Origin of the sequence: Halopseudomonas xinjiangensis, from assembly GCF_900104945.1 — a bacterium.
GTDB classification, from domain to species: domain Bacteria; phylum Pseudomonadota; class Gammaproteobacteria; order Pseudomonadales; family Pseudomonadaceae; genus Halopseudomonas; species Halopseudomonas xinjiangensis.
Map to the genome: position 1 here is coordinate 829209 of NZ_LT629736.1, position 12260 is coordinate 841468.

A 12260-nucleotide genomic window follows, 5' to 3' on the forward strand; every position below is an offset into this window, starting at 1 on the left:
GGGAAGTGCGGTTCGAATCGCGGGGATGTAGATGGGGTCGAGGACGAGTCGTAGGCCACAGGGAAGGGCCTGGTGTCGCATCGCAGCCGGACTGGTTCTGCTGTGCTCGGCACTGGCATCCCCGGCTGCCAATCTTCCCAGTGTCGCGTTCTGGTACGCTGCCGAGCCGCCGCTATCAGAACTTGCCCAGTTTGACTGGGTGGTGCTGGAGCCTGCGCATCTCTCCGCCAACGACGTAAGCTTCCTTTTGGCGCAGGGCGCCGCCCCATTTGCTTATCTCTCGGTCGGTGAGCTCGACGCAACCGAGGCCGAGCAGTTTCCTGACGTTGCTCTTTCTGCCTCCACTGATGTAACCAATCACGGCTGGAACAGCCGGGTCATGGACCTCACATCGCCAGTCTGGCGTGATCACCTTCTGCAGCAGGCACGCTCTTTACGGCAACAGGGTTATGCCGGTCTGTTTCTCGACACGCTGGACAGCTTTACCCTATTGCCGAAACAACAGCATCAGCTGCAGCGAGATGCCCTGGCGCAGCTGTTGAAGGATATGCATCAGGCCGAGCCGGATCTGAAGTTTTTCTTCAATCGTGGATTTGAAGTACTGCCGGAACTGGAAGGGCAGGTCGCTGCCGTTGCCGCGGAATCCCTGCGAGCTGGCTGGAACGCATCAGCGAACCAGTATCGAGACGTGCCCCCGGAGGATCGCAGTTGGCTGGAAGGCAAGCTTGACCCGATCCGTGACCGCGGTACTCCTGTCGTCGCCATCGAATATCTTCCGGGCAATCGTCGCGACGAGGCTCGTCAGCTTGCAGCAGAACTGACCACGCAGGGATACGTGCCCTATGTCACCACTCCGCAACTCGACTCGATCGGCGTGGGTGCAATCGAAGTTCACCCGCGTCGCATCGCCGTGCTATATGACCCGCGCGAGGGGACGGTGTCACGTAACGCCAGTCACACGCTGCTCGGCGGCTTGCTGGAATACCTTGGTTATCGGGTGGATTACCTGCCTGTCGACGGTACACCGTTGCCTGCTCAGCCGGTGGGATTGTACGCGGGGGTAGTGGTATGGATGACCAGTGGGGCGCCGCAGAACGCCTTCTCGTTCAACGAGTGGCTCGGCACACGCCTCGACGAGAAATTGCCCATCGCTTTCATCGCGGGCCTACCCGTTGACGACGCAGCTCTGCTTTATCGGCTCGGACTGCGTCGAGCCAGCGAACCACCACGTTCCGGTCTTACCATCGTGGAGCATGACTCGGCCCTGCTCGGTTCATTCGAAGCGCCCGTGGTAGCGCGGGCCCGTGGGATGATGGGCATCTCGCTGCTTCCTGGTGGGCCAGTGGCGGCGTTGACCGTTGCCGGTCCTGACGGAAGACTGTTCAATCCGGTCGCGATTGGCGAATGGGGCGGTATCGCATTGGCTCCCTACGTGCTGGAAGAAGGCGCGGAGCGGAGGCGGTGGATCCTCGATCCTTTCACGTTCCTGCAAAGTGCCCTGCGCTTGCCGGCCATGCCGCGAGCAGATGTGACGACCGAGAACGGGCTGCGGATCGCCACCGTGCATATCGACGGCGACGGCTTCGTCTCTCGTGCGGAGGCGCCGGGCACGCCGTATGCGGGTCAACTGGCGCTGGATCAGTTCATCAAGCCCTATCCGCTGCTGACTTCCGCTTCGGTGGTGGAAGGCGAAGTCGGCCCGAAAGGGATGTATCCATATCTGGCGCCGCAACTCGAGCCGATCGCCCGGCGCGTCTTCGCGCATCCACGTGTGGAGGTCGCTACGCACAGCTTTAGCCACCCATTCTATTGGCAGCCGGAGCTTGCAGCGCAGCGCGAAGGCTTTCACGCCGAGTACGGTTTGAATATGGCCATCCCCGGGTACGAGGCGATGGACATCGGCCGAGAGGTCATCGGCTCGCGTGATTACATAAACCAGCGGCTGACCACCCCGGACAAGCCGGTGAAGATGATCTTCTGGTCGGGTGATGCGTTGCCGGATGAGCAGACCATACGCCTCGCGTACGAGGCCGGCCTGAGCAACGTCAACGGCGCCGCAACCATGTTGACACGTGCCGATCCATCGCTGACCGGTCTCTATCCCTTGCTCCGGCCTACCCCTGGCGGGCTGCAAGTCTACGCGCCGATCATCAACGAAAACGTCTACACCAACCTGTGGCGCGGCCCGTTCTACGGGTTCAAGGGTGTGCTGGAAACCTTCGAACTGACAGACATGCCGCGACGGCTCCGGGGCATGCATCTGTACTACCACTTCTACTCGGCGACCAAGCAGGCCTCCATCAACACGATGCGCGAGATTTACCAGAGCATGCTGGCGCAACAGCCATTCTCGCTTTGGATGAGCGATTACGTCGAACGCGTCCACGGTCTGCATTCGGCTAGCCTCGCGCGGCGGGTTGACGGAGCCTGGCAACTCAAGGCGCTCGATGGCCTGCGCACCGTGCGGCTGGATGCCGACATGGGTTGGCCGGATCTGTTGCAGTCCGATGGCGTCGCGGGCGTTCGTGACTTGCCGCAAGGGCGCTATGTGCATCTGAGCAAGCCGGTCGCCACACTGGCCCTGCGTTCGGAACGCGATCCGCGGCCGGCGCTGGAATACGCCAATCTGCCGCTGCTGGCCTGGCACTACGAAAACCCTGAGCGAGTCCGGTTTTCCTTTGCCGGGCAGTTTCCGTTGCGCTTTGCGGTGAGAGCAAAGGGGCGTTGCGAAGTTCTGCATGCGGGGAAAACCTACGCCGGCCGAGGCACCGGCGGGGTCTGGGAGTTCGATATACCGATGGAACGGGTGAACGATGCGCAACTCACCTGCAGATAGACCGATCAGGCTGGTTCAACCCTGGACCCTGGTCGCTATCGCCGGAACCATCGGCGGTGTGCTTGTGCTCACCTATACCGGCGAGGACATGCTCCTGCCCGAAGGGCGCGAGCCGGATGCCGTATCGGCGAACTACGCTGAACTCCTCGTGGCTGCGCGGCCGGAAGAGGGCAACCGGCGCGTCGAGCTTATCGAATTGCTAGTTTACCTCGGCGAGTACGAGCGAGCGCGCCAGCAGCTCCAGGCGTGGCCTGATCCGGACCGGGAAGAGGCCGGTTACCTCGACCTGCATATCGCGATCGCCCAGGCGCTCAGCGCTACCGATGCGACGCGGCTGGACGAGGCGAGCGGACGCCTGCAGACCTACGACAGCAGTGCGCTTTCGATCGCTCGCCAGCAGCGTCTGGCTGATGATGCGTTGAAGCTCGGCCTGCCATTGGTCGCAGCCGATCTGTACCGGCGCCTGGCCGACCGGCAGCCCGAGCGGCGTGCTGCTCTGCTGGAACAGTCGGCGACCTGGTATCTCGCCGGTAACCGCCCGGCTCAGGCTGCCCAGGTGTACCTGGAAATGCTCCACGCGGCCGGCGATGCAGAGCAGCGTCCGGCTCTGGTAAGGCGCGCTTACGACGGACTCGTCGCGGTGGGGGAACACGCCGAGGCGTCGAGACTGCTGGTCGGGGAAATGGAGCAACTGCCGGTCAACGAGGCGCTGTCGTCCTGGCTGGGCCAGGGTTTGAAGGTGGCCATGGGAGCTCAGCGTCTGGATCTGGCGGGCAGAATCGTGGAGTACTGGCGCGCTGCGTTACCCGACAGCGAAAAGGCGCTCGATGCTGAGCTGCGTCTGCATCTCGCTTCAGGAAACATTCAAAGCGCCTGGCACGCAGGTGAACGATTGGCGCTCTTGCGTCCTCGAGATGCGGCACTGCAGCGCCAGATGGCGTGGCTTGCCGAGTGGACCGGTCACGGACCGGCCGCCCTGGACTATTGGCAGGCCTGTCTTGCGCTCGAGGCCGACCCCGAGGCGCTGGCCCATGCCTGGCGTCTGGCTTTCCAGCTATTCGACTACGAGCGCGGTATTCAGTGGCTCGAAGCTGCGGCCGCATCCACCCGTCTGAGTGATGCAGACCTTGATGCGCTGATCTACGCGCACGAACAGCGCGGAACGCCGGACCATGCTGAACGCTGGCTGCGTCGATATCTGCTGCGCCATCCGACGCATCGCCTTGCCTGGTCCCGGTTGGGTCAGAATCTGGAGAATACCCAGCAACTGCAGGCCAAGGCTGCGGTGTTTCGCGGTATGGCGCGGCGCTTCGAGCTGTCACCGGCCGAACGGGTCGACTGGGCTAGCACTGTCTGGCGGCTGCACGATCCGGAGGCTGCCTGGGAGCTGTTGGAAGCGGACAGCGACGGCATCACCGATCCGGACTATTGGCGCACCCGGGCAGCCCTCGCCTGGACACTCGAGCGCCCGGCCGACCTGCAGCGGGCTTACGAGGCGCTGGCCGCCAGCGGCACGCCGCTACTGCGCAGCGAGGAAGCTGAACTCATCGAAAGTTACCGCGACCCGCGACCGGAGCATGCGCTTGAAATGCTGGTTGACAGCTGGCGACGCTGGAGGGATGCGTCGCATCTCGTCGCTGCCCTGGAGTTGGCCGATGAACAGGGAAATGTCGAGCTGTACCGGTCGCTGATCGCCGAGGGCGAAGCAGATCCAAACGTCGCCGACAGTTCCCGAATGCTGCTGGCGCGGGCCACCCTGGCCGAGCGTGACGAGCGCTTCGACGAGGCCGAGCGACTGTATCGGATCGGCCTGGAGCGCTTTCCGCACGACTATGTTTTCCACGAGAGCCTCCTTTGGCATCTGATAGACCGACAGCGAGTCGCCGAACTACCGACGCTGCTGGCGCGCTGGAACCAGGCTGCGAAACGGGTCGGCGCGCTCTGGCTGCCGTTTGCTACCGCCAACCAGATGCTGCAGCGTCATGAGCAGGCTCTGGCCTGGTTTCGGCTGTATCTGCGGGCCAACGCTGACGACTGGCTAGTCCAGGCCGCCTACGCCGATGCTCTGGACGCTGCAGGGCGCAGCGATCAGGCCTACCGCCTGCGCGGCGCACTGGTTCAGCGTCTGGACGGGCATGCGCTTAGCGCTTCGCCCGAGCGCTATGCGGTCTGGCTGCGCCTGCTCGCCGCGACCAATTCGCCACTGGACGCCCAGCAGCAGGCGATGCGTTGGCGTAACGGCTCGTCTGCGATGATGCAGGTCTGGTTCGACCGGCTGTTGACGCAGCTGGACCTCACCAACCAGGCGGCGCAGAAGGACCAATGGCTGGCGTGGGCGAGGCGCAGCGGCCTGCGTGTGAATCAGGACAACCAGCTGCAAGAGGCGTTGCGCCAGACCAGCCGGGCGAACCTTGACCGGCTGCTGACCGACAGCGAGCTCGACCCGGCCCAGCGCGTAGCGGCGCTTGATCGGCTGGGTCATGGCTATAGCGCGCTCGGTGTGGCTCTCGGCAGCCTGGGCACACGCCAACCAACGGTGGTGGCCGAGCAGCTTCGGCGACAGGCAGCAGAGCTCCATGAGCGACACCCGCAGGGCGTGAGCCTGGGTTGGGCGCGCCAGGATTTTGGTGGCTTCGATCGCGAGGGGCCGCAAATCAGACTCGCCCGCAATCTGGGCGGAAATCTTTATGCCTCGCTTGATTTGCAGAAGGCGCGCTATCGCAGTGAGCTGCTCGAGCCGGCTCGCCTGGATGACGAGCTGGACGCCGTCATCAGGCTTGAACGACCGCTGGTTGACGGCGTCGCCGAGGTCACCCTGGATACGAGTCTGCGCGAAACGGACAACCGGGTTGGGCTGGGCATCCGCCGCAGCTGGCTGCTTGGCAATCGGGACGAGCTTCAGCTGTCGCTGGACTGGGACCGTTCCAGCGTGGAAAGCGGGATGATGCGCGCATTCGGCAAGCAGAGCGGAATCGCGCTCGCTGGCCGGCACGGTTTGTCGGCGCGAGATCAGGTTGGCTGGACCGTACGGCACAACCGCTACGAGACCATCGACGGCCAATCGCTGGGCGCTTCGGAGGCGTTTTCCACCGAGTGGACCCAGGTGCAGCAGTTCTCGGGCCCGACCTGGATCGTCCGATCCGGAATCGACTACCAACGCGCACGCTTGGACAGCGAGCCGCTCGACGGGCTGACCGTAGCCGAAGGCGGCGCGCTGCGGCTGGACTCGGTAGCAGCCAATACATTCCTTGATGAAGAGTTTGGCCGGGTATACGCCGGCACGTCGATTCAGCGCGGCATACCCGGGGCGCTGAATCGAACCCGCGCGCAGTACACCTGGTCGCTCGATCTGCTGGCAGGTTGGCAGTTCATCAACAGCAGCTTCGTATACGGAATCAATGCGGGGATCGGCATCGAGCTTCTCGGCGATGACGAACTCGCCATCACCGGCGGCTATCAGTCGGCTCCGCGGGGTAGCGGTGGCGAGCCGGGCGGCACCTTGGGATTAACTTACAGCCACCGATTCGGACGCTGAGCGTGGCATTCAACAGGAGAGATACTATGCAATGGTTTCGTTATCTGGCGCTGGCAGGCGCAGCGGTGCTGATCGGTGGCTGCGCGAACTTCACCGGCGAGCGCGGCGAGGCGCTACCGCGCGAGGCGCAGTGGGGGTTGGTGCCCATGGTCAACTATTCGCAGACACCGCTGGCAGGTGAGCGCAGCGAACAGATCCTGCTCAGCTCACTGACTCGCAAGGGACTGACGCCACGCGTTTACCCACCGACTCGCCAGGGCGATCTGTTTCTCATCGATGATCGCGAACGTTTGGCTGCAGCGCTGGACTGGGCCCGGCAACAGCGCCTCGATTATGTGATCAGCGGCAGTGTGGAAGAGTGGCAATACAAGAACGGTCTGGATGGCGAGCCGGCCGTGGGTCTCAGCCTCCGCGTTTTGGAGCCGTCGACCGGGCGCGTACTCTGGAGCAATAGTGGTGCGCGGGCTGGCTGGTCACGCGAGAGTCTGGCCGGCTCGGCGCAGAAGGTGATCGATAAGCTCGTCGACGATTTGCAGCTTCAGTAATGACCATCGACTCGCCGCACAAGGATTTCAGTCTCGCGCCCAGCGCAAGCGGCATAAGCGCCTGGCTGGAAACGCTGTTGATTACTGGCGTGACCATCGGGCTCGCCTGGTGGTTGTCGCCAGACGACCCACTGCAGGCAAATGACTTTCCCTGGTCGATGCTGGCACCGCTGCTGATCGGGTTGCGTTACGGCTTCGTGAAGGCCCTGGCCAGTGCGCTGGTTCTGGTGGGCGCGGTCGTGGTGCTGCATCGACAGGGTGGGGCGCTCTACGCCGAGCTCCCGTCAGCGTACATCGTCGGTACGCTGGTGGTTGCCATGCTCGTCGGGGAATTCCGCGATCGATGGGAGCGGCGACTGCAAAAGCTGCAGATGGCCAACGAATACCGGCAATACCGGCTTGATGAATTCACGCGGGCGCACCAGATCTTGCGGCTCTCCCACGACCGGTTGGAGCAACGGGTAGCCGGTGGCGACCAGAGCTTGCGCAGCTCGCTGTTGCTACTGCGAGAGGAGCTGCGCGGGCTCGAGCGCCGGGGCGAGGTTCTCGAGAACATGGCCGAAGCGGTGGTCGGAGTGCTGGGCCAATACGGATCGCTACGCGTCGCAGGTCTATACCGGGTGCTCGACAATCATCGGGTCGAGACCAGGGCCCTGGCGACGGCAGGCGAAATGGCGCTGCTCGATCCGGATGATCAATTGGTGCAGCTGTGCATCGCGCAGCGCAAGCTGGTCAGCGTGCGTGAGATGTTCATCGAAGGCGGAGAGTGGAAGGGTTTCACCTCGCTCCAGGCATGCGTTCCACTGATTGATGCCGAAGGACGGCTGCTGGCGGTACTGGCAATCAGACAAATGCCATTCTTTGCATTCAACGACCGCACCTTGAGCCTGCTCGCGTTGCTGGCCGGTCATGTCGCTGACCTGCTCAATAGCGATCCGGCGTCGCTGCGTCTCGACGATGCGGACGCGCAGTTTTTCTCTCAACAGTTGAAACGATCACTGACCGACGCCGAGCAACACCAGCTGGCGGGAACGCTGTTCGCGGTGGAGCTGAGTGCGCCCAATGAAGAGCTGGTCAGGGTGCTGATTGACAGCCAGCGTGGGCTCGATCTGCAGTTGCGGCTGGTAAACCGGCATGGCCGTGACTGCATGCTGGTTCTCATGCCGCTCACGTCGGCGGAGGGCACCGGCGGCTACATCAACCGCCTGCAATATCTGCTCGGCGAGCGATTCGGCCAGGGCAGCCGGCTGGAAGACTTCCAGGTGCGAACGCTGCACTACGAACTCGATCCATCTGGCCAACGCCAGGGATTGCACAATTTTCTTTATAACGAGTGTGGCCTGAATGCTAGCCAAGTGGCTGTTTAGCGGGGCGCTGGCGTTCGAGGCGAGCAGCTGGGCTGGTCTCGCGTCGAACCCCGGGTTGCAGGAAGGACTATTGGTGGCCGTGCTTCCGCATGCTGCTGCGAGCGCCTTGCTTGCCCTGGCGGTATGGCGATTGCTGCCGACACGCTATCGTCGTCCGCTACCCTGGGCGCCGCTGTTTCTGTTCAGTCTGGCGTTCTTCATACCGGTGCTGGGTGCCATGGGCGTGGTGGCTGCGGTCTTCCCGGCGCTCTACACGCAACGCCAGCATGGCGAGCAGATGTGGCAGGCAATAGGCGTGCCGAAGCTGCCTTTTCGGCCTCTGGAAAACAGACGCTCGCCCATGTTTCACGATGGCGGCTTGCAGGACGTGCTCCATCTGGCTTCCGACCCGGAACGGCGCCTGGCTGCGCTGATGGCGACCCGACGTATGCCCGATCATGACTCGATTCCGGTTCTGAAGCTTGCATTGCGAGACCCGGCGGACGATGTGCGACTGTTGGCGTACTCCATGCTCGACCAGAAGGAGAGCCGCATCAATCAACGCATCGAGCGGCTGCTTGGGGAAATCGGTCCAGAAGGGGCTGGTTCTGCTGCCCAGCACGCCGCCCTGGCTCGCTGGTATTGGGAACTGGCGTATCTGGGACTGGCACAAGGCAGCGTCCTGGAACACGTGCTCATGCAGGCTTGGAACAACGGTATGCGTTCGCTGGAGCTTGAACCGAATCCGGAGCTGGAATTGCTCGCCGGCCGCATCGCGCTGGAGCGCGGCGAGGTCGTTACCGCGCGCCATCAATTCAACATGGCGCGCGTACAGGGTGTCAGCCCGGACAAGGTAGTCCCGTTTTTGGCGGAGGCCGCGTTCGTCACTGGCCGGTACACCGAGGTCAGACGTTTGCTCGCCAGCCTGCCGGCCGAAGCGGTCCTGCGGCCGCCGTTCTCCGATGTCGCCAGGTACTGGACATGACTGCTGTCGCCTCTCCCAACGAGCCCGTGACGGCGGATATTTGTCTGCTGCTGGAAGGTACCTGGCCCTATGTGCGCGGTGGGGTTTCGTCCTGGATCAACCAGATGATCCTCGGCTTGCCGGAGCTCACCTTCTCGGTGTTGTTCATCGGTGGCGAGCAGGGCGCCTATCCCAAGCGCAATTACGACATCCCGCCCAACGTGGTGCATTTCCAGGAGGTCTTCATCGAAGCTGCGTGGCGGCCGGGCAAGAACCGACACGCCAGGTCCCGCCCCGGCGTGGAGGCGGATCTGCAGATGCTCTACGGGTTTTTCCACCATCCCCAGCAGCCTGACCAGTCGATGGCGAACGCCGTGCTGGACGCACTGGCCAAAGGCCGGGTCTCGTTAAGCGACATGCTGCGTAGCCGGCACAGTTGGGAAACCATCGCCCGCGGATACCGCGACCATTGCAGCGACCCTTCCTTCATCAATTACTTCTGGACGTTGCGTACCATTCAGTCTCCGGTGCTGATGCTGGCCGAAGCTGTGCAACGCATGCCCCGTGCGCGGATGCTGCACACGATCTCCACCGGCTACGCTGGACTAGCGGCCTGCATTCTCAAGCGCCGCTGGGGCTGTAGCCTGATCCTCAGCGAGCATGGCATCTACACCAAGGAGCGCAAGATCGACCTGGCGCAGGCAGGCTGGGTGCCGGAAAATCCTGACGAAGCCCTGAGCAGCAGCATGGATACCGAAACCGGTTACATCCGTACGCTATGGATTCGTTTCTTCGAGCGGATCGGCCTGCTCGTCTACCGCTCCAGCGATCCGGTCGTTTCGCTCTACGAAGGCAATCGCCAAAGGCAGATCAAGGATGGCGCCGATGCCGAACGGACCCGGGTGATTCCGAACGGTATCAAGCTGGATCGCTGGGCCGAGGTGGTTGCCAACCGTCCGGAGGGCATACCTCCTGTGGTAGGACTGGTCGGGAGGGTCGTGCCGATCAAGGACGTCAAAACTTTCATCCGCGCCATGCGCGGCGTAGTCAGCGCACTGCCCGAGGTGGAAGGCTGGGTCGTCGGGCCGGATGAAGAAGATCCCGATTACGCCGCCGAGTGCCGCAGCCTCGTAACCAGCCTGGGCCTGGAACGCAACATGCGGTTCCTCGGTTTTCAGCGCATAGAGGAGGTGCTGCCCAAGCTCGGCGTGATGGTGCTGACGTCCATCAGCGAAGCGCAGCCGCTGGTGATTCTGGAAGCCTGGTGTGCCGGTACGCCAGTAGTGACTACCGACGTGGGCTGCTGCCGCGAGCTGATCGAAGGCGCCGACGCTGCGGACCGCGAGCTTGGTGTGGCAGGGGAGGTCGTTGCAATTGCCGATCCCCAGGGGACCGCGAAGGCCGTGCTCAAGCTGTTGCGCAACCAGGCGGCCTGGACCAGGGCGCAGCAGAGCGGGCTCGCCCGCGCACATCGCTATTACGGTGAGGCGCTGATGTTGCAGCGATATAAGGACATTTACCACACCGCCGTGGAGCACAACTGATGGCAGGCATTGGCTTCGAACTGCGCAGAATTCTGGCCCGCGACTCCTATTCCGCCACGCTGCGCGCCTATGTGTACGCCGGCTTGATCAGCTCAGGACCCTGGGTACTGTCGATAATCAGCGTCATGCTTATCGGCTTTCTCAGCCTGGGTATCGTCCTGCCCAGCACGCTGGTCAGGCAGTTTCTGGTGACCGTCACCTACCTCATGGCCAGCTCGCTGATCATCACCGGCGGACTGCAGTTGTTCTTCACGCGATTCGTGTCGGATCGGCTGTTTGAGAAACGCTTCGATCTGATCCTGCCGAACCTGCTCGGGGTGTTGTTTCTTATCACCGTGGGCGCCGGCCTGCTCGGCGCGGCAGTGTTGATACTGCTTTTCGATCAGAGCTTCACCTACCGCGCGCTGGTGCTCGCCAACTTCGTGGTGCTGTGCAACCTGTGGATCGTCATCATCTTCCTGTCGGGAATGAAACAGTACAACCGTATCCTGATCATCATGTTCTGCGGCTACGCATTGATGGTCGTCAGCGCATTGCTGCTTCGCCACTGGCAACTCGACGGTCTGTTGCTGGCGCTGCTCCTGGGCCATGCCTCGCTGTTGTTCCTGTTCCTCTTCGATATCCTTCGCGAGTACGGCTCGGACCGACTGATCGCCTTCGACTTCTTCGCCCGCGGCAAGGTGTTCGTCAGCCTGTTGTTCACCGGGCTCTGCTACAACCTCGGGATATGGATCGACAAGATCCTGTTCTGGTTCAACCCCCCCACTTCGGATGCGGTAATCGGCCCGCTGCGCGCATCGATGTTATATGACCTGCCGATTTTTCTCGCCTACCTCGCCATCATTCCCGGCATGGCGGTGTTTCTGGTGCGCATCGAGACCGACTTCGCCGAATGGTACGAACGCCTGTTCCGCGCGATCCGCGAGGGCGAAACCCTGCAGCACATCGGCCAGCTGAAAAACGAGATGACCCTCTCGATCCGCCAGGGCCTGCAGGAAATCTGCAAGGTGCAAGGCATCACCATCGTGTTGCTGTTTCTGTTCGCACCGAGCCTGCTCGACTGGCTGGGCATCTCCCACTACTACCTGCCGCTGTTCTACATCGATCTTGTTGGCGTGAGCATCCAGGTCGTGTTCATGGCACTGCTCAACGTGTTCTTCTACCTCGACAAGCGCGCCGTAGTGCTCCAGTTGACAGCGTTGTTCGTGCTGCTGAACGCGGTGTTCACCCTGATCAGCCAGTACCTCGGCCCGAGCTTCTTCGGGTACGGGTTTACGCTCTCGTTAGCTTGCTGTGTGCTGGCGGGGTTGATGCAGCTGAGTAGGGCGTTGGATGAGCTGGAGTATGAAACGTTTATGTTGGGGCGGTGAGAAGGGGGCATTTATTGAACCTAGCGATCTTGTCGATATGGAGCGAATTTGCGGCTCGAAGCGACTGCTATCGGCCAAAAGCGGACTGATGCGCTTTTGACTAAAGCGGTTCATAGGCGT

Annotated in this window: 7 protein-coding genes; all 7 read left to right on the forward strand. The window is 62.5% G+C overall.

Annotation, left to right across the window (positions count from 1 at the left end; translation table 11 throughout):
* Window positions 1-31 precede the first annotated feature (31 nt).
* From BLT85_RS03740 to pelG, 7 genes are read left to right on the forward strand one after another with little or no spacing between them, the layout of a single operon-like run.
* Window positions 32-2836 carry a bifunctional glycoside hydrolase 114/ polysaccharide deacetylase family protein gene (locus tag BLT85_RS03740; protein WP_093391891.1) on the forward strand — a complete coding sequence of 935 codons (2805 nt, stop codon included), beginning with the start codon at window positions 32-34 and terminating at the stop codon, window positions 2834-2836.
* Window positions 2814-6371 (forward strand): tetratricopeptide repeat protein, encoded by a 3558-nt coding sequence (locus BLT85_RS03745; RefSeq protein WP_093391892.1) that lies wholly within the window; start codon window positions 2814-2816, stop codon window positions 6369-6371. Before BLT85_RS03740 ends, BLT85_RS03745 begins: the two co-directional genes overlap by 23 nt.
* A gap of 26 nt (window positions 6372-6397) precedes the next feature.
* Window positions 6398-6916 (forward strand): penicillin-binding protein activator LpoB, encoded by a 519-nt coding sequence (locus BLT85_RS03750; RefSeq protein WP_093391893.1) that lies wholly within the window; start codon window positions 6398-6400, stop codon window positions 6914-6916.
* A complete protein-coding gene (locus BLT85_RS03755; RefSeq protein ID WP_093391894.1) occupies window positions 6916-8283 on the forward strand; it encodes a PelD GGDEF domain-containing protein in 1368 nt (455 codons plus the stop codon). Before BLT85_RS03750 ends, BLT85_RS03755 begins: the two co-directional genes overlap by 1 nt.
* Entirely contained in the window at window positions 8261-9247 is a 987-nt protein-coding gene (locus BLT85_RS03760; protein WP_093391895.1) for a transporter, read from the forward strand. Before BLT85_RS03755 ends, BLT85_RS03760 begins: the two co-directional genes overlap by 23 nt.
* On the forward strand, window positions 9244-10770 hold the full coding sequence (gene pelF, locus BLT85_RS03765; RefSeq protein ID WP_093391896.1) for a GT4 family glycosyltransferase PelF: 1527 nt from the start codon (window positions 9244-9246) through the stop codon (window positions 10768-10770). Before BLT85_RS03760 ends, pelF begins: the two co-directional genes overlap by 4 nt.
* Window positions 10770-12140 (forward strand): exopolysaccharide Pel transporter PelG, encoded by a 1371-nt coding sequence (pelG, locus tag BLT85_RS03770; protein ID WP_093391897.1) that lies wholly within the window; start codon window positions 10770-10772, stop codon window positions 12138-12140. The genes pelF and pelG overlap by 1 nt, the downstream gene beginning before the upstream one ends.
* Window positions 12141-12260 lie beyond the last annotated feature (120 nt).

Excerpts from the sequence above, each read along its gene's own strand:
- BLT85_RS03760 (WP_093391895.1), top strand. The coding sequence starts at position 8,261 with ATGCTAGCCAAGTGGCTGTTTAGCGGGGCGCTGGCGTTCGAGGCGAGC.
- BLT85_RS03755 (WP_093391894.1), top strand. The coding sequence starts at position 6,916 with ATGACCATCGACTCGCCGCACAAGGATTTCAGTCTCGCGCCCAGCGCA.
- pelG (WP_093391897.1), top strand. The coding sequence starts at position 10,770 with ATGGCAGGCATTGGCTTCGAACTGCGCAGAATTCTGGCCCGCGACTCC.
- BLT85_RS03750 (WP_093391893.1), top strand. The coding sequence starts at position 6,398 with ATGCAATGGTTTCGTTATCTGGCGCTGGCAGGCGCAGCGGTGCTGATC.
- pelF (WP_093391896.1), top strand. The coding sequence starts at position 9,244 with ATGACTGCTGTCGCCTCTCCCAACGAGCCCGTGACGGCGGATATTTGT.
- BLT85_RS03740 (WP_093391891.1), top strand. The coding sequence starts at position 32 with ATGGGGTCGAGGACGAGTCGTAGGCCACAGGGAAGGGCCTGGTGTCGC.
- BLT85_RS03745 (WP_093391892.1), top strand. The coding sequence starts at position 2,814 with ATGCGCAACTCACCTGCAGATAGACCGATCAGGCTGGTTCAACCCTGG.